The 18,532-nt window shown below is 67.8% G+C and carries 10 protein-coding genes; 2 read left to right on the top strand and 8 right to left on the bottom strand.

Translation table 11 applies throughout. The annotated features are described in order from the left end of the window. Positions 1–82: 82 nt before the first annotated feature. From ACFCV3_RS07345 to ACFCV3_RS07335, 3 genes are read right to left on the bottom strand one after another with little or no spacing between them, the layout of a single operon-like run. Complete coding sequence (locus ACFCV3_RS07345) at positions 83–1,252, bottom strand: DNA polymerase III subunit delta' (protein WP_376027101.1); 1,170 nt, start codon at positions 1,250–1,252, stop codon at positions 83–85. Beyond that, the gene (gene tmk, locus ACFCV3_RS07340; protein ID WP_376027098.1) at positions 1,252–3,234 is read right to left on the bottom strand and encodes a dTMP kinase; all 1,983 of its coding nucleotides are present in this window, start codon (positions 3,232–3,234) and stop codon (positions 1,252–1,254) included. The genes ACFCV3_RS07345 and tmk overlap by 1 nt, the downstream gene beginning before the upstream one ends. A gap of 10 nt (positions 3,235–3,244) precedes the next feature. After that, complete coding sequence (locus tag ACFCV3_RS07335; protein WP_376027096.1) at positions 3,245–4,357, bottom strand: pyridoxal phosphate-dependent aminotransferase; 1,113 nt, start codon at positions 4,355–4,357, stop codon at positions 3,245–3,247. A gap of 127 nt (positions 4,358–4,484) precedes the next feature. Here ACFCV3_RS07335 and ACFCV3_RS07330 point away from each other — a divergent pair, with 127 nt between their 5' ends. Continuing rightward, positions 4,485–5,843, top strand: coding sequence for a PLP-dependent aminotransferase family protein (locus tag ACFCV3_RS07330; RefSeq protein ID WP_376027094.1), 1,359 nt, complete (start codon positions 4,485–4,487; stop codon positions 5,841–5,843). 122 nt (positions 5,844–5,965) lie between these two features. On the opposite strand, the gene ACFCV3_RS07325 is transcribed toward ACFCV3_RS07330, so the two are convergent. The 5 genes from ACFCV3_RS07325 to ACFCV3_RS07305 form a co-directional block, all read right to left on the bottom strand. After that, positions 5,966–8,719, bottom strand: a complete 2,754-nt coding sequence (locus ACFCV3_RS07325) for a glycoside hydrolase family 2 TIM barrel-domain containing protein (protein ID WP_376027091.1) — start codon at positions 8,717–8,719, stop codon at positions 5,966–5,968. A 67-nt stretch (positions 8,720–8,786) separates the two neighbouring features. Beyond that, on the bottom strand, positions 8,787–9,218 hold the full coding sequence (locus tag ACFCV3_RS07320) for a Fur family transcriptional regulator (protein WP_376027089.1): 432 nt from the start codon (positions 9,216–9,218) through the stop codon (positions 8,787–8,789). A gap of 12 nt (positions 9,219–9,230) precedes the next feature. Next, entirely contained in the window at positions 9,231–12,014 is a 2,784-nt protein-coding gene (gene topA, locus ACFCV3_RS07315; protein ID WP_376027087.1) for a type I DNA topoisomerase, read from the bottom strand. A 128-nt stretch (positions 12,015–12,142) separates the two neighbouring features. Continuing rightward, positions 12,143–13,186 carry a hypothetical protein gene (locus ACFCV3_RS07310; protein WP_376027084.1) on the bottom strand — a complete coding sequence of 348 codons (1,044 nt, stop codon included), beginning with the start codon at positions 13,184–13,186 and terminating at the stop codon, positions 12,143–12,145. A gap of 77 nt (positions 13,187–13,263) precedes the next feature. Then, positions 13,264–14,613: an alpha/beta hydrolase family protein gene (locus ACFCV3_RS07305; protein ID WP_376027081.1), complete on the bottom strand. Its 1,350-nt coding sequence runs from the start codon at positions 14,611–14,613 to the stop codon at positions 13,264–13,266. A gap of 156 nt (positions 14,614–14,769) precedes the next feature. Between ACFCV3_RS07305 and ACFCV3_RS07300 the strand changes: the two genes are divergently transcribed. Further along, positions 14,770–18,432 carry an NPCBM/NEW2 domain-containing protein gene (locus ACFCV3_RS07300; protein WP_376027078.1) on the top strand — a complete coding sequence of 1,221 codons (3,663 nt, stop codon included), beginning with the start codon at positions 14,770–14,772 and terminating at the stop codon, positions 18,430–18,432. Positions 18,433–18,532: the final 100 nt, after the last annotated feature.

Here is an 18,532-nt window from a genome sequence, read left to right as displayed (position 1 = left end):
CGGACAAACACAGACATCGCGCGCACGAGCACCGGTGTTACATCGGCTGTCCAGTCAGCGGACGGCCGTCCCAAGTAGTGGGCTAGCCTTCGAAGAGGCCGATCGTCATCGCCTCGAGGGCGAGCAGCGGTGCGACATTGGTCTCGATCGCCTCGCGGCAACCGGTGATCGCGGCCAGCCGACGAATCGTCTGCTCCGGCGTGGTCCGGCCGGCCAAAGCGTCGATCTGGCGGGTCAGTTCGGCGTTGATCAGCTCGGTCCCCGCCTTGGTCTGCACCACCAGCACGTCGCGGTAGAGCGCCGTCAGATCGACCAGTGACCGATCCAGTACGTCGCGTTCCCAGCGCTTGGCCCGTGCCTTCTGCTGGTCCTCGAGCTCCTTCAGCGCCGCGTTCGCCTCGCGCGGCTTGGCGCCCTTGGTCCCGACGCCGAGCGCCTGCTCCAGGGCAGCCCGCTCCTTCTCGTCGACCTTCTCCGCGCTCGCCTTGGCCTCTTCCTTGGCCGCCTCGACCAACTGCTGCGCAGCCTTCAGACACGCCCCGAGATCCCGCAGCGCGAACGGCACCTCGAGCACCTTCGACCGCCGCGCCCGGACCTCCTCGTCCCGCGCCAGCGCCCGGGCCCGCCCGATATGCCCCTGTGCGGCCCGCGCCGCGAACCCGGCCAGATCCGCATCGATCCCGAGCTTCGTGACCAGCATCTGCGCCACCGCGTTGACCGGCGGCGTCCGCAGCACCAGCAGCCGGCACCGCGACCGGATCGTCGGCACGACGTCCTCGACCGTCGGCGCGCACAACACCCACACCGTCCGGGGCGCGGGCTCCTCGATGCTCTTCAGCAACGCGTCCGCCGCCTGCTCGGTAAGCCGGTCGGCATCCTCGATCACCATCACCTGCCACCGGCCCTGCGTCGGGCTCATCGCGGCCCGGCGAACCAGCTCCCGGATCTCACTGACCCGGATCGACAGCAACTCGGTGCGGATCAGCGACACATCCGGATGCGCTCCGGTGAGCACTGTCTGGCAGTTCTTGCACTCACCACAGCCGTCCTGGTGGCACTGCAGAGCTGCCGCAAACGCGCGCCCCGCATTCGATCGCCCCGATCCCGGCGGCCCGGTGATCAGCCACGCATGCGTCATCCCGACCACCGCAGCCCCGGATTCACCCCGCACCGCCGCCGAGGCACCACTCACAGCCTTCCGCAGCACGGCGACCGCCGGCTCCTGACCGACCAAGTCATCCCAGACAGTCATCAGTTCACCTTTGGGAGGAGGGGTTGCAGGCGGGCGCGGATCTGCTCGGCGATCTGCTCGCGGTCCTGGGTGGCGTCGATGACCAGGTAGTGCTGGGGTTCGGCGGCAGCGAGCTCGAGGAAGGCTGCGCGGACCCGCTCATGGAAGTCAGCCGACTGGGCCTCGATCCGGTCCCGCTCGGCGAACCGGCCGAGCCCGTTCTTCGGGGGCAGGTCGAGCACGACGGTCAGGTTCGGGCGGAGGTCGTCGGTGGCCCAGCGGTTCACCCGCTCGACATCCGACACGTTCAGGTCGCGCCCGGAACCCTGGTAGGCCAGGGCAGAATCGACGTACCGATCGGTGATCACGACCGCGCCCGACTTGAGCGCGGGTTTGATCACCGAGTCGACGTGCTCGGCCTTGTCGGCCGCGTAGATCAGCGCCTCGGCCCGGTCCGAGATGTCACCGGTCGCAGGGTCGAGGATGATCTCCCGCAGCTTCTGACCGAGGTCGGTCGCACCCGGCTCCCGCGTCAGCAGAACCTGCTGCCCCTGCTCCTCCAGCCACTTCACGAGCAACGCGGACTGCGTCGACTTGCCCGCACCCTCACCGCCCTCAAGGGCGATGAACAGCCCGGTGGTCGGATAGACCCCTGGCGTCTTGCCGAAGCTGCGCCGCAGGTCTCGCCAGAACGGTACGCCGGGTCGGTCGTCCATCTGCCGCCATGCCAGCAGCCCGATCACGCCGGCCACGACCGCAGCGATCAGCATCGTCATCGAGGCGCCGTTGTAGGTCACCGAATGGCCGGAGATCGAGTAGGTGTGGCGCCCGATCGCACCGGCCACGAACGGCGCGATCGCGAGCGTGACCGCGAGCACCGTCCGCACAGCCGACTGCACGAACGCGAAGGTGCGGCCCCGAACGGCGTCCGGCACCTCGAGACCGAGCAGGGTGTATCCCGAGACCCAGGACGCACCGGCGTTGAACCCGAGCAGGATCGCGATCATCGTGGCGATCTCGATCTGCTGGATCAGCGCCAGCCCGGCCAGGCAGATCCCCGATCCGACCAGACCGGCCGCGAACAACCGCCGCCGCGACAACCCGGAGAAGATCCGCGGCGCGAACCCCATCCCGAGCGCGAGACCACCGAAGACCGCTCCGAACAGGACGCCGTACCCAGGGTCGCCGGCATCGAGGTCCTCGACGTACGTGCGGCCGAGGCCGATCACGACCGCACCGGCCGCGAACGCGCCGGAGATCCCGACCACGAGCCCACGGACGACCGGCGTACCGGTCACGTAGGACCAGCCCTCAACCATCGTCCGCCACAGCGTCGGGTGTTGCTCGTGCTCGTGGATCGCACGGCCGATCTCGGAGACCGACACGATCGCGAGGGCCGAGATGGCGAAGGTCGCGGCGTTCACGTAGACCGCGAGGTCGATCGCGAAATCGCCGGCCCAGCGGCTGACCAGGGTGATCGCGGTGAAGATCGCCGCGGCCGGCAGCGCCGTCCCGTACGTCGTGATCAGGCTCAGCTGGTTGGCCGCCTCCAGGCGGTGCCGGGGCACCAGGTTCGGCACGCTGGCGTCCTTGGCCGGACCCCAGACCAGGCTGACGATCTCGATCAGGACCGTTGCCACCAGCACCCAGGTGAGCGTGCCGACGATCGGGATACTGACGAAGAACGCGGCCCGGATCAGGTCGCCGATGATCATCGTGGCGCGCCGGTCCAGCCGGTCCGCGACCCAGCCGGCCACGGGTCCCATCACGAGTGCGGGCAGCACCCGGAGGAACAGCACCCCACCGATGGCGAAGTTCGCCGCCTGGTAGTCGTCACCGGCGAACGACTTCGCCATCGCTGTCAGCGCCAGCAGCCCGATCCAGTCGCCGAGACTGGACAGCCCGAACGCGATCCACAGCCGCCGGAACGCCCGGATCCGCAGCACCGCGCGCACATCGTGCGCCGGTGCAGGATCGGTCAGCGGGTCATATACCTCCGGCACGCCGCCAAGACTAGTCGGCTGGTTGGACAGCTTTGCGCAGTGCGGTGGTCAGGACGTCCAGCGCGGCCTTCAGCTCGACCGGCGGCGGGTAGCCGAAACCGAGGCGGAACACCCGCGGCTCGTCGGTGAACCACTCGCCCTCGGCCAGCCGGATGCTCAGGTCCTCCCAGGTCGCGCGGAAGGTGGCGAGATCGATCTGCGGGCGGAGGCGGATGCAGCACAGCGCTCCGGCATCCGGGCGGACCCATTCGACAAGATCGGCGTTCGCCTCCACCCACGCCTCGGTGGCCGCAACCCCATCCGCCAGCCGAGGACGCCGTACGGCGAGGATCTCGTCCTGCAGCTCGAAGACGCGGACCGCCAGCGCCTCGGTGAGCGGTGAGCCGGTCACCACCGTGCTGAACTTCGCAGTCACCAGGCGCTCGACCAGGTCTGCATCGGTACTGATCGCCCACCCGGTGCGCAGCCCAGCTGCCCCATGGCACTTCGACAGCGACGCCACCGTCACCACCTTGTCCCCGAGAGCCAGGGCCGACTCTGCGATCGGATTGTCGCCGTACGAGGCGGTGCGGTAGGTGTCGTCGACCAGTAGGTACGCCTCGGGACAGGTGGTCGCCATGGCTTGGTAGATCTCGCGGAAGACACCGAGCGGTACGGCGACACCGGAGGGGTTCTGGGGACTCGCCAGACTGACCAGCTTGGTGTCAGACGTCAGCTGGGCAATGACATCGGCCGCCTGCAACTGGTAGCCGGTGTCAAAGGTCAGTGGGATCACCCGGACGTCCGCACCGACCGCATCGCAGACGTTGCGGGCCATCGGGAACAGCGGTGCGGTCGTGACGACCTGACCGCCGTTGTCGGCGACGAGGAACGTCAGCAGGAAGATCGCGTGCTGCCCGCCGATCGTGACCACCACCTGGTCGGCCTCGACACCATGCGCGGCAGCAATCGCGGCCCGTAGCTTGGGATCACCCTGACTCGTGCCGTAGCCGAGTTCCAGCTCGGTGAGCTCCGGTGTGAGCAGGTCGGCGAGCTGCAGCTCCGGGCCGAAGCTCTCACCGAGGTCGTGCTGCGGGTGGGTGTCGGACAGGGTCTGGATGGGATTGCGCCTGAAGTTCGCCATATCCGCCATGCTCCCGGGCCAGGGCTGGTCACCCCAGAGCCAATCCGGCAGAATTGGTTTGCCAATGAGACCAATCGAGCTGTGCGACCGTCTCGGCCGGTGGTCATCCGGTCGAGGGCCTCTGTATGTGCTGCTCGCTGCCCGGATGCGCCAGCTGATCGACGACGGCGAACTGCCGGCCGGCTCACTGCTCCCGCCCGACCGCACGCTGGCCGAGGCACTGGCCGTCGGCCGCACGACCGTGGTCGCTGCCTACGACCTGCTGCGCTCAGAAGGCCGCATCACTCGCCGCCAGGGCAGTGGGACCCGTGTTGCGGGGACACCGGTCGCGTCTGAGGATCCGCCGGCCGATCCGATCTTCCTGGGATCACTGGAGACGCGGGACGACGGCGTACTGCTCGCCATCTGTGCAGCACCCGGTGAACCACCACCGGAGCTCGCGGAGGCCTACACCCGGATCATCCCGGAGCTCACTGCGATCAGTGGTGATATCGGCTACTACCCCTTCGGCCATCTGTCCCTCCGTACGGCGATCGCCGCGCGCTACACGCAGTACGGCGTACCGACCGTGGCCGACCAGGTGCTCGTGACCAACGGTGGCCAGCAGGCGCTGTCCCTGCTGGCGCACGCACTGGTGTCACCCGGGGATCAGGTGCTGTCCGAAGCACCCACGTTCCCCGGAGCGCTGGAGGTGTTCCGCGAGCAGGGCGCGGTGCTGCGCGGACTGCCAGTGGGACTGGACGGCTTCGAGACCGCAGTGCGGGAGCGGCGTCCGGCCTTGGCTTACGTGATTCCGACGTACCACAACCCGACCGGCGCAGTGCTGCCCCGACTGGACCGGCAGCGCCTGGCCCGCGCCGCGGCAGCGGCCGACGTACCGCTGATCGAGGACGAGGTCCCGGCCGACCTCGGCTTCCCCGGCCAGGACCGGCCGACCGCACTGGCGGCGTACGGGTCCTCGGTCATCTCGATCGGCTCACTCAGCAAAAGCATCTGGGGCGGCCTCCGCATCGGCTGGATCCGCGCCGCGTCCCCCTTCATCACCCGCCTGGCCCGCCTCCGAGCCGTCCACGACCTAGGCGGCAACGTCCCCGCCCAACTGGCCGCAGCCCACCTGGTCCCCCTCCTCGACGGGTTGAACGTAGGCGCCACCCTCCAGTCCCGCCACGCCCACCTCACCGCCCTCCTGTCCGAACACCTCCCCACCTGGCACTACCCCAAGGTGAATGGCGGCCAAGTCCTCTGGATCCGCCTCCCCACCGGCGACGGCAACTCCTTCGCCCAAACCGCCCTCCGCCACGGCATAGCCGTCCTCCCCGGCGCCGGCCTCGACCTAACCGGCCACAGCCCCCACCACATCCGCCTCCACTTCCACACCCCCGAAACCACCCTCACCGAATCAGTAACCCGCCTGACCTCCGCATGGCACGCCTACAAACCCCCCACCACCGCCCCCATCCCCACCCGCCCAGCAATAGCCATCTGACCGCGGCGTACATAAGAACTGTTAATAGGCGGCATTCGGCAGCCGACAACGCGAGCCGCCCGCCTGAGCAAGCCTCAGGCGGGCGGTTGCGGCACTCCTATTACCAGTCGCTCTGCACGGTCCTACTGGGTGAAGCGGAGTGCCAGGGTGGCTGGGGCGGTGTGTAGTTTGTCTCGGTCGGGGAGGGCTGGGCCGCAGGCGGCGGTGCCTACGCCGGTTTGGGCGATGTCGAGGGTGACGAAGGTGGCGTCGCGGGGGGTGAGGTCGGCGGTGTGGGTGGCCGACTCCAGGTCCTGGGTGGTCCAGTCGCGGGCGGTGAGGCCGAAGAGGGTGCCTATGGCTTCGATTCGGAGGGTGTCGAGGGTGGCCCAGCGGGTGTCGATGCGGTGGCCGTTCTCCTGGGGGCGGACGTACGGCGTCTGGAGGTCGGCGACCGTGGAGGTGTACTTGCCGACGGCGGCGGCTTCGCGGGTGTCGACGTACGCCTCGTTCGGGCCGGTGCCGAACCACTCGACGCGGTCGACCTTCGGTACCTCGAAGGTGATGCCCAATCGCGGCAGCACCTCCGGGAACTGACCTTCCGGTACGACGGTCAGCTCGAGCTGCACGCCACCTTCGACGGCAACAAAACGCCAGGTGCTGCGCAAACCCCATTGCAGTGCGGGCGGCGCCGTACGGGTGACGACCTCCCACGCACCATCGCGCTCGCCGGCCGACACGACCCGGTGCTGTACGCGGTGCAGCCCTTCCTCGCGCCAAGCGTCGGCAACCCCAGGCTGCACGTCGTTGTCGATCGGCGCCCGCCACACCTCGAGCCGAGCGTTGGAGACCGTACCGAAGCTGATGCCCTGTACGCCGGCGCTCACCTCTGCAGGCGAACCGCCAGCAGGAACGGCAGCCACCGGCTCGTCGAGCCGGACCTGGCCCCAGGCGATGCGGTGACCGGCATCCGCCCAGGACGTCGACTCCGCGAGCTCGGCCGACACCGTCAACCACGTCTCGGGCTGGGAGACGTCGAAGGACGGGAGGTCGAGCGACACGGTCTCGCCGGGTGCGATCGCCGGGACCGCGAGCACCTCCGAGGAAACCTGCTCACCTTCGACCTCGACCGCGACACGGAAGGTCAGGTGGGAGGTGTCGAGGACCTCGTAGTGGTTGGTGACCGTGACGCCACCGTTGCCGTCGGCAACGATGCGGAGCGGCTCGATCACCTTGCTGAACTCGAGCATGCCGGGGGACGGTGTCCGGTCGGGGAACAGCAGGCCGTCGCAGACGAAGTTGCCGTCGTGGATCGGCTCGCCGAAGTCGCCGCCGTACGCGTAGACCTCGCGCCCGTCGATCGTCGTCCGCAGGCCGTGGTCGATGAACTCCCAGATGAACCCACCCTGGCAGCGCGGGTACTTCTCGAACACCTCGCGGTAGTCGAGCAGCCCGCCCGGCCCGTTGCCCATCGCGTGCCCGTACTCACACAGGATGAACGGCAGATTCCGGTACTTCGAGGTGTCCGCACCGATCTCCGCACAGCCGGCCGGGTCGGTGTACATCCGCGAGTAGATGTCGACGAACTCGGCCTCGGTGTCCCGCTCGTAGTGCACCGGCCGCGACGGGTCGATCGCCTTCGCCGCGTCGTACATCGCCTTGAGGTTCTCGCCCATCCCGCACTCGTTGCCGAGCGACCAGATCACGATCGACGGGTGGTTCTTGTCGCGCTGGACCATCCGCTGCATCCGGGTGACCAGGTCGTCACGCCAGCGCGGGTCCATCACCGGGTTCGGCAGGTTCGGCGGCTGCGGCTCGTACCCGAACCCGTGCGTCTCCAGATCGCACTCGTCGACGACGTACAGGCCGTACTCGTCGCACAGCGACAGGAAGTACGGGTGCGGCGGGTAGTGGCTGGTCCGGACCGAGTTCATCCCGGCCCGCTTCATGATCAGTACGTCGTCCAGCATGTCCTGCTCGGTCAGCGCGCGACCGCGGTCCGGGTGGAACTCATGCCGGTTCACACCGTTGAACAGCACCCGGTTCCCGTTCACCGTGAACACGCCGTCGACGATCGCGACCGTCCGGAACCCGATCCGCAGCCGAACCTCACCACCGTCGGTCCGCAGCACGCCGTCGTACAGCCGCGGGCTCTCGGCACTCCACGGCTCCACGGGAGCAGTCACCGCGACACCGGTCGGAACCGAAAGACCCAGCTCCGGTACGTCGACAGTCCCGGCCACGTCCGCGTCCACGCGCAGCGTTCCGACACCATCGGCGTACGAGGAGTGCACGAAGACATCGGAAGCAGCGCCCGGTCGCAGGGCCAGCAGGTTGACCTCACGGAAGATCCCGGACAGCCACCACATGTCCTGGTCCTCGACGTACGAACCGGCCGACCACTGATGCACCCGGACCGCGATCTGAGCCTCGGACCCCGGAGTCACCAACGAAGTCAGGTCGAACTCACTCGGCAACCGCGAACCCGACGACCACCCGACGAACGTCCCGTTCACCCAGACGGCGAACCGTGAGTCCACTCCCTCGAACCGCAGCACGATCCGCGAACCCGCGAAGTCGGCGGGCACCGCGACGGTCCGCACGTAGTCACCGGTCGGGTTGTCGGTCGGCACGTACGGCGGATCGAGCGGGAACGGATACACGATGTTCGTGTACGCCGGAGCGCCGTACCCGCTCAGCTGCCAGTGCCCGGGCACCGCGAGGGTGTCCCAGCCGGAGGTGTCCGGGTCCTTCAGGTCGTCCGGCGCGTCCGCCACACTCGGCGAGAGCCGGAAGCTCCAGTCCCCGCTCAGCGCGACGCGCGCGGCGTCGTCATCCAGCCAGGCGCGCGGCGGCAGCACGTTCGCACCGGGGGCAAAGTCCTCGACATAGGTCACAGGTCAGGAGCCTAAGCCCAGACCTGCGCACAAATCCACACTCGTCAACAAATATGGACAGGGCGTATTACGGTCGGCACTCCTTGCAGGTGCCGACGAGCGCGACCTGCTCCGGCGCGAGGTGGAATCCGAGCTCCCGGAGAACCTTCTTCCGGGCGGACTCCAGGATGTCGCCCGGAGCGTCGTACACGGTCCCGCACTCCGAACAGCGCAGGTGCAGGTGCCGCGGGGCCAGGTCACCGGCCAGGTGGTACGTCGTCCCGGCCCGGCCGAGGTGGACATGCGTGACGAGCCCGAACTCGCCGAGCGCATCCAGCGCCCGGTAGACCGTGGCCCGGTGGATCCCGGGCCGCAACGCCTCGGCCCGCTCGCCGATCTGCTCGGCGCTCAGGTGCTCCTCGGTCCCGGCGAGCACCTCGACGACCGCCAACCGGGCCGGGGTCACCCGCTCACCCCGATCCCGCAACCGCTGCGCACTGACCTCGACTGCACTGGTCATGGGCGTCCCCTCTTAGGACTTCTTCGCGGCCGTCTTCTTGGCCGCGGTCTTCTTCGCCGGGGCCTTCTTGGCTGCCGTCTTCTTGGCGGCGGTCTTCTTCGCTGCGGTCTTCTTCGCTGCGGTCTTCTTCGCGGCCGTCTTCTTGGCCGGTGCCTTCTTCGCGGGTGCCTTCTTCTTCACCGGTCCACGGGCCCGCTTGTCGGCCAGCAGCTCGGCGGCGCGGAGCAGCGAGATCGTCTCGACCGAGTCGTCCTTGCGCAGCGTCGCGTTGGTCTCCCCGTCGGTGACGTACGGACCGAAGCGGCCCTCCTTCACCACGACCGGCTGACCGGACTCCGGGTCCTCGCCGAGCTCCTTCAGCGGTGGCGCGGCAGCCCGCCGGCCACGCTGCTTCGGCTCGGAGTAGATCTTCAGCGCTTCCTCGAGGGTGATCTCGAACATCTGGTCCTCGGAGGTGAGCGACCGCGAGTCCGTGCCCTTCTTCAGGTACGGCCCGTAGCGCCCGTTCTGCGCGGTGATCTCGTCACCGCTCTCCGGGTCCTTGCCGACCACCCGCGGCAGCGACAGCAGCTTCATCGCGTCGTCGAGCCCGATGCTGTCCAGCTGCATCGACTTCAGCAACGACCCGGTCCGCGGCTTGGCGCCCTTCGGCGCGTCCTCCGGCAGCACCTCGGTCACGTACGGCCCGAAGCGGCCCGCCTTGGCGACCACCTTCAGCCCGGTGTCCGGCGCGTTGCCGAGCTCGTGCTCGACCCCGGACGGCTGCTCCAGCAGCTCCTGGGCCTTCTCCACGGTCAGCTCGTCCGGCGGCAGGTCCTCCGGCACGTTCGCGCGCCGCTCGTCCTTGTCCTCGACGTACGGCCCGTAGCGCCCGACCCGGACGACCACACCACTGTCGTCACCGCCGACCGGGAACGTCGACATCTCGCGGGCGTCGATGTCACCGAGATCGGTGACCATCGACTGCAGCCCCTCGGTGTCGCCGTCGCCGAAGTAGAAACCACCGAGCACGCCCTCGCGCTGAAGGTTGCCAGCGGCAACTTCATCGAGGATGTCCTCCATCGACGCGGTGAAGGTGTAGTCGACCAGCCGGGTGAAGTGCTGCTCGAGCAACCGCACCACCGCGAACGCCAGCCAGGCCGGCACCAGCGCCGTACCCTTCTTGTACACGTACCCCCGGGCCTGGATCGTGCCCAGGATCGACGCGTACGTCGACGGCCGGCCGATCTCGCGCTCTTCCAGCTGCGCGATCAGCGTGGCCTCGGTGAAGCGGGCCGGCGGCTTCGTCTCGTGACCGGAAGCCAGTACTTCGGTGGCCGGGAGCAGGTCGCCCTCGGACACGTCCGGGATCTGCGTCTCCCGGTCGTCGGTCTCGGCGGACGGGTCGTCCGCGCCCTCGACGTACGCCTTCAGGAAGCCGTGGAAGGTGATCACCCGGCCGGACGAGGTGAACTCGCAGTTCTCCCCGGTCGAGGCCTTGGCGTCGATCTTGATCGAGACGCTGTTCCCGGCCGCGTCCTTCATCTGGGACGCGATCGTGCGCATCCAGATCAGCTCGTACAGCCGGTACTCCGCGCCCGACAGACCCGTCTGGGCCGGGGTCTGGAAGTTCTCACCGGCCGGCCGGATCGCCTCGTGGGCCTCTTGCGCGTTCTTCACCTTGGACGTGTAGACCCGCGGCTTGTCCGGCAGGTACGACGCGCCGTACAGCTCGCGGACCTGCGCCCGGGCCGCGGTGATCGCGGTGTCCGACAGCGTGACGCTGTCGGTACGCATATAGGTGATGTTGCCGTTCTCGTAGAGCCGCTGGGCGATCTGCATCGTCTGCGAGGCGGACATGTTGAGTTTGCGCCCGGCCTCCTGCTGCAGCGTCGTGGTCCGGAACGGCGCGTACGGCTTGCGCGTGTACGGCTTGGACTCGATCGAACGGACCTTGAAGGTGGAGTCCCGCAGCGCCGCGGCCAGCGCGGTGGCGGTCGACTCGTCCAGGTGGACCGTGGTGCCGCTCTTCAGCTCACCGGTCGACGCGAAGTCGCGACCTTGGGCGACCCGCCGGCTGTCCACCGAGACGAGCCGGGACGGGAAGATCCGCGGCGTCTTGCCCTCGCCGGCGTCGAGCTTGGCGTCCAGATCCCAGTACGACGCCGTCCGGAACGCGATCCGGTCGCGCTCCCGGTCGACCACCATCCGGATCGCGACCGACTGCACGCGGCCCGCCGACAGCTTCGGCATGACCTTCTTCCACAGCACCGGCGAGACCTCGTAGCCGTACAGCCGGTCCAGGATGCGGCGTGCCTCCTGGGCGTCGACCAGCGACTCGTTGATGTCCCGGGCCGCGCCGACCGCATCCTGGATCGCCTTCGGGGTGATCTCGTGGAAGACCATCCGCTTGACCGGGACCTTCGGCTTCAGCTCGTCGAGCAGGTGCCACGCGATGGCCTCGCCCTCGCGGTCCTCATCGGTGGCGAGGAAGAGTTCGTCGGCGTCCTTGAGCAGATCCTTGAGCTTGCGGATCTGGGCCTTCTTGTCGGCCGGTACGACGTACAGCGGGTCGAAGTGGTCCTCGATGTTCACGCCGAGCCGGGCCCAGGGCAGTCCCTTGTACTTGGCCGGGATCTCGTCGGCACCCTTCGGCAGGTCCCGGATGTGGCCGAAGCTCGACTCCACCACGTATCCGGCACCCAGGAAGCCCGCGATCATCCGCGCCTTCTTCGGCGACTCGACGATCACCAGACGTCGTCCACCGCCCGACGACGATCCCGCCGCCGCGGCTTTGGTCCCTGTTGCCCCTGCCACCGTGCTCCTCTCGCACCCGTTGTGTTCCCCCGTGCCGGTCCGTTCGAGGACACAGTACGGCCGTCGACAACCTATTTCTTCCCGTGTTTGTCCACGCACCGTAACCGGTCCGCCGCCGGACACCCCTCTCAGGGTTTCAGAAAGTATCCGAAAACCCCTCTTACCGCGCGTCGCACCCGAGCCACCGCAACCACCGGATCGACCGTCCCGACCAGCGGCTCCAAGTCAACCGAGGGTACGCCGTACAGCCGGGCAAGGCCTGCGAGTGTGAACTGATAGTCACCCGGCGACCCGTGCCCACCGTCCGGCAGCAGCACCTCCCGCTTCCAGGAACGCTGCGCCTTCCAGAAGGCTTCCCAGCTCGGATCGGTGGCCCGGGAATGCCCGCCGGCCCCGAACAAAAGGAACGGCCGGTCGAGTCCCTTGCGGGCCACCTCGCTCGGCTGATCACCGTCGTACATGCCACCGTCGAGATTGACGCCGGCCCGGATCCGCCGATCGACCAGCATCGCCGAAGCGGCCGCTGCGCCACCCATCGAGTACCCGAACATTCCGGCCCGACGCACCCGCAGCCGATCCAGGACGAATCGGACGTCGGCAACCCGCGTGTCTGTCGCCGTCCGAACCGCCACCGGGTCCTCCCAGGGTATACACGGCATCACCACCCGCCCGCCGGGGAACTCGACCGGCGCCTCTCCGGTGTGGTCGACGGTGACGACCAGATAGCCGTGGCTGGCGAGCTCCTCGGCCTGGTTCGTCCCGATGACACGTGACGCACCCGACCCCGGCGAATACATCACAACTCGCCTGGCGCGATCCACTGGCGCATTCCGGCGCGCATGCGTCGTACTGCCGGCCAGGTCAACGGTGTCACCACTCAGCTTCAGGTAGCCGGCCATCTCGGCCGCCAGCGCGGGCGCGACCGCACTACCGGCGTACGGCGTCCTGGGACCGGGCAGGGGGAGCGTCGGGAACCAGAGGCTCACCATCAGCTCGCGGGGACCGGACCGCCACGGGTCTGGGCGGCCATGGTCCACCAGGTGCAGCTCTTTGCTGCCGATGGCGTGCGGCCCGGTCGGCGCGGGCAGCTCCACGCGGTACGGCGTACTTGTCTTACTAGCTGGGATGGCTACGGCGCCCATGGCACCGATAAACAGGCGTCGACTGATCATGGGACCAGCCAACCCGTGACTGGGCGCCCGCGAATCAGACCGCAGCTGGAACCGCGTTCACGCCACGGTCGTAGGTTTCACCAGCGAATGTGCACTTCCGGGAACTCCGGTGAGTTCTGGGTCAGCAGCTGGTCCGGTCGCCGGCGCAGAGTGGTGTCGAAGTACGCCGCGAGGTACCTGCGTTGTGCCCGCACGCTCTGGGCCGGGTCGACCTTGCCGACCAGCGCGGTCATCACCGACGTGATGATCGGGTCGTCGCCGTAGATCTCCCGGAAGACCTGGTCGAAGACGAGCTGGTAGTCGGTGAACGCCTTCTGCTTGGCGCCGGCCAGGTTCAGGTTGAGCTTGCCGCCCTTCTGGACCTTCCAGAACGTCGCCCAGGACAGGTCGAAGTGGTCCTTCTTCGGATCGGTGAACTGGGTCTCGTCCGAGCCGAACAGCAGTAGCGGCTGCTTGGTCCCCTTCAACGCAACCTCGGCCGGCGGGCCCTTGCGCCGGTCGTCCTGGAGAGTGCCGTCCAGGTTCAGACCGGTCAGGATCCGCTTGTCCGCGCGCATCGTGACGGCGGTCGCGTACCCGCCGAGACCGACGCCGAACATGCCGACCCGGCGCACATCCAGGCCGATACCGAGACCGGACGGAAGCTCGGTTCCCTCGGCAGCCGGGTTGCGGCCGGCCGCGAGTTCCGTGAGCTGGTCGAGGACGAACCGCGCGTCGGCGACCCGGGTCTCGACGTACTGGCGGGTGAAGAGCGGATCGGGGAGCTGCGTGGCCGGTACGCCGGGCAGGAACCGTCCGCCCGGGAACTCGGTCGGTGTCTCGTGGGTGTGGTCCATCGCGACCACGACGTACCCACGACCGGCTAGGTCCTCGGCCAGCGCAGTGTTCACGAACCGGCTGTACTGGTAGCCGGGTGAGAACAGCAGGACCGGGTGCCGCATCCTCTGCATCGGCGCATTCAGGCGGCTGTGAGTCTGGGTGTTCGCGAAGTCGAACGTCCCGGTCGGCAGGGCCAGCCCGTATTCACCGGTCCAGTTCTCGTCGACCTCGGTCGCGGTCCGCTTCGGCATGTACATCGCCAGGGGATCGTCTTCACCCATCATTGTCGACGGGTACCAGAGGCTGATCATCAGCTCGCGCTTGCCGCTGGGCATGGTCGGATCCGGCCGCTTGTCGTCGATCAGGTGCAGCGAGGTCGTCCCCAGCCGCTTCCGGCCGGTCGGCTCCGGGAGGCGGAACTTCACCGGGTGGAAGTTGGGATCGCCCTGCGCCTGTACGCCGCGCTCCGGGTCGAGTGGCGCAGCGTGCGCGACTGCCGGGACGGTGAGCCCGAGTCCGGCGGCGAGCCCGCCCGCGAGCAGCCCCCGTCGGCCCACCGCGTACCTGGGGGTGTGACGGATGTGACTGCTGTGACCGAAGTTCACCATGCGACTCATCGTCACCGTCGGTTTTCACTCTGTGATGGAGACCTCGTCTCAACTTCATGACGGCCGACCTGATGACAACTTGCGCGCGGTGAGCTTCAATGAGCGCAACTTGTTCATTGATGCGTGAAGTGAGGCCTTGTGAGCATCTTTGTTCGCATGAAACGTTCAGTAGTCGCCATAGCGCTCCTCGCGGGCGCTCTCGTGAGCACGACCGCCCCGGCGCAGGCCGTCGGCACTACGCTCGGTGACCTCACCGGGTTCACTCCTGGGACCTCAGCCGACAGAGCGACGTACACGCTCAGTGCCGGTCAGGCCAAGGTGCGGGTCGTATTCCTGAAGGACGACGTGTTCCGGCTGTGGCTGGCACCGGACGGAACCTTCACCGACCCCGCGAGTACGCCACCGGAGAACCCGGACGACCCGGCATCGACCATCGTTACCAAGACCGACTACAGCAGCCCGAAGACCTCGTGGCGCGACCGTGGGCAGTACTACGCGCTGACGACCGGCAAGATCGAGGTCCGGGCCCAGAAGAAGCCGCTGAAGTTCAGCGTCTACCGCAACGACCGGCTGGTCTGGGCCGAGGCCGCACCGCTGTCCTGGACCGACACGTCCACCACCCAGTCACTGGCCCGGGGTGCGAACGAGCAGTTCTTCGGCGGCGGCATGCAGAACGGCCGCTTCTCGCACCGCGACGAGACCATCAAGATCTCCCGGGACTTCAACTGGGAGGACGGCGGCAACCCGAACGCGTCGCCGTACTACATGAGCACCGCGGGGTACGGCGTACTCCGGAACACGTTCAGTCCGGGCAGCTACAGCTTCGGCAGCCCGGTCGCGGTGACGCACGACGAGAAGCGCTTTGACGCGTACTACTTCATCGGCGACCTCAAGACCTCGCTGGACCGCTACACCGAGCTCACCGGCCGGCCGTTCATGCCGCCGATCTACGGGCTCGAGTACGGCGACTCCGACTGCTACAACCGCGGTCACTACGCGAAGGACCCGGACCCGAGCAACGACTGGAAGGTGCACCCGGACAAGGTCACCACTCTGGACGCGGTGAAGGTCGCACAGCGGTTCCGGGACGAGGACATGCCCGGCGGCTGGATGCTCGTCAACGACGACTACGGCTGCGGCTACTCCGACAACACCGAGTTCGAGAAGGTCGACGGCACCTACTGGGGTAAGCGCGATATCCCACCGCTCAAGCAGACCGGCGAGGAGCTGCGCAAGCGGAACATCGAGATGGGCTTGTGGACGCAGTCGTCGCTCGACCGCCAGCCGGCCGAGGTCGGCGAGGCAGGGGTGCGCGTACGCAAGCTGGACGTCGCCTGGGTCGGTCCGGGCTACCGGCACGCACTGAGCGCCTGTGACACCGCACATGACGGAATTGAGCAGCACAGCAACGCACGTGGTTACGCCTGGATGGTTGAGGGCTGGGCCGGCGCGCAGCGGTGTGCAGTGCAGTGGACCGGTGACCACAGCGGCTCGCTGGATGCGATCAAGTGGCAGATCCCGGCCATCGCCGGTTCCGGCAACTCCGGCATCGCTTACAGCGCTGGTGACGTGGACGGCATCTTCGGCGGCTCGGCCACGTCGTACGTGCGTGACATGCAGTGGAAGGTGTTCAACCCGGCCTTCATGACGATGTCCGGCTGGGCCACGCCGGCGATCAAGCAGCCGTGGGCGTACGGAGCGCCGTACACGGATATCAACCGCAAGTACCTCAAGCTGCGTGAGCGTCTGCTGCCGTACTTCTACACGTACGCCGCTGAGGCGCACCGGACCGGTGCACCGCTGAACCGGTCGCTGGTGCTGGAGTACCCGAACGACCCGAAGACGTGGGACGACACCACGAAGTACGAGTTCCTTGCTGGTAAAGAGTTCCTGGTCGCACCGATGTGGGGTGCGGACGAGGTGAAGAGCGGCATCTACCTGCCCGAGGGACGCTGGGTCGACTACTGGAGCGGGCGGGTCTACCAGGGGCCGACGACGGTCAACGGGTACCACGCCGCACTCGACACGCTGCCGCTGTTCGTGAAGGCGGGCGCCGTCGTACCGATGTGGAAGCCGGGGATCAACGCGGCTGCCGAGCAGGGCTTCGGTGACCGCCTCACGGTGGACATCTACCCGCAGGGGAAGTCGTCGTTCAAGCTGTTCGAGGACGACCGGGTGACTCGCTCCCGGAACTCCGCACAGCAGACCTTCGCTGTCGACGCGCCTCAGGATGGCCGCGGTGATGTCACGGTCCAGATCGGTACGCTCAACGGCTCGTACGCCGGTAAGCCGGCTTCCCGCCCGTACGAGCTGACTGTGCACACGGGCTCGGCGCCGAACGCCGTACTGATCGACGGGCGTCCGAGCAAGTGGAGCTACCAGGACGGCGTGGTGACCGTGCAGACGGCCGCTGTCTCCACCTCGCGGACCTCCACGGTCCGCCTGCTCGGCACCTCGTCGGTTGGTGGTCCGGACGTCGCCAACACCTTTGGTACCGCCGAGTTGGGGAGCCCCTCGCTGTGGAACGCTCCCGGCCAGGCCACTGAGGTGACGGCCAGCTTCCGCAACGACACCGGTTCGACTGTGCGCAACGTGAAGCTGGATCTGCAGCTGCCGGCTGGGTGGACCTCTGCTGGTGCTACGACGTTCGCAGCTGTCAGTGCGGGGCAGACGGTGACCACGAAGCTCCAGGTCACTCCGGGTGCCGACGTACAGCCTGCGAGCTTCACGTTGTCACTCACTGCTTCGTATGTTGCTCAGGGCAAGAGTTATTCCCGGTCCGCTGTTGCTACTGCACAGCTGCCGTACGGGTCGCTGTCACAGGCTGCGAACACGGTCGGAATCAGCGACGCAACGACGTTTGCCAAGGGCAACTTCGATGGGTCGGGTAACAGCTTCAACGGGGAGGCGCTGGCCGCGGCCGGGTACAAACCGGGAGCGACCGTCACGGTTCAGGATGCGCAGTTCACCTGGCCGACCGGAGCTCCTGGTACGCCCAACCTGGTGAAGAACCAGTCGGCACCGATCCTGGTGTCCGGCACTGGTTCGCATCTGGCGCTGCTCGGTGCTGGGGCGAGTCTGAACGCTCGTGGCGCGGTGACGATCCTCTACACCGACGGCACGCAGTCCAAGGGGACCTTCCAGCTACCCAACTGGTGTTGCCAGGACCCAACCACCGGCGGCGCGAAACTCGCAGTCTCGACGAAGGGCCGCTACACCCCCGCCGGATTGGCGAACACCACCACGGACTACCGGGTCTTCTACACCGCCGTACCACTCGACGCCGGCAAAACCGTGCAGGCGATCAAACTACCCGGCGGCGGACTCGGCTTCTTCGCAGCCACCATCGCGAACAAACCGTTGCCACCGGCCCCGCGCGGCGAGCAATGGGTCAGCGACCTCGAGTTCCTCGACGCCACCAACGGCTGGGGCCCAGTCGAACGCGACCGCAGCAACGGCGAAGACGCCCCAGGGGACGGAGCCACCCTGACCCTGAACGGAACGACGTACACCAAGGGCCTGGGCACCCACGCCCCCTCCCTGGTCAGCGTCCGCCTAGGCGGCAACTGCCAAACCTTCACCGCCAAAGTAGGCATCGACGACGAAATGGAAGACCGAGGCAAAGTCTCCTTCAAAGTCCTCACCGACGGAGTAGCCAAACACACCTCAGACCTCCTCACCGGCACCTCCCCCACCGCCAACGTCTCAGTAGACGTCACCGGCGCCCAAACCCTCACCCTCCAAGTAACCGACGGCGGCGACGGCGTAACCAGCGACCACGCCGACTGGGCCGAAGCCAAGGTGAGCTGCACCCCGTAGCAAAAGACGTGGGGAGGAGCGTCATGCGACCTCCTCCCCACCCCACCTCCTCCCCACCCCGCCTCAGCCACAGACCGCCTCAGCCACAGGAAACGGGCTT

This window comes from Kribbella sp. NPDC056345, assembly GCF_042262745.1.
In the GTDB taxonomy this organism is placed as follows: domain Bacteria; phylum Actinomycetota; class Actinomycetes; order Propionibacteriales; family Kribbellaceae; genus Kribbella.
The sequence above is the reverse complement of the archived record's forward strand: the minus strand, read 5'-3'. Positions and strand labels throughout refer to the sequence as shown.

Excerpts from the sequence above, each read along its gene's own strand:
- ACFCV3_RS07305 (WP_376027081.1), bottom strand. The coding sequence starts at position 14,613 with ATGGTGAACTTCGGTCACAGCAGTCACATCCGTCACACCCCCAGGTAC.
- ACFCV3_RS07310 (WP_376027084.1), bottom strand. The coding sequence starts at position 13,186 with ATGATCAGTCGACGCCTGTTTATCGGTGCCATGGGCGCCGTAGCCATC.
- ACFCV3_RS07300 (WP_376027078.1), top strand. The coding sequence starts at position 14,770 with ATGAAACGTTCAGTAGTCGCCATAGCGCTCCTCGCGGGCGCTCTCGTG.
- ACFCV3_RS07335 (WP_376027096.1), bottom strand. The coding sequence starts at position 4,357 with ATGGCGAACTTCAGGCGCAATCCCATCCAGACCCTGTCCGACACCCAC.
- ACFCV3_RS07320 (WP_376027089.1), bottom strand. The coding sequence starts at position 9,218 with ATGACCAGTGCAGTCGAGGTCAGTGCGCAGCGGTTGCGGGATCGGGGT.
- ACFCV3_RS07345 (WP_376027101.1), bottom strand. The coding sequence starts at position 1,252 with ATGACTGTCTGGGATGACTTGGTCGGTCAGGAGCCGGCGGTCGCCGTG.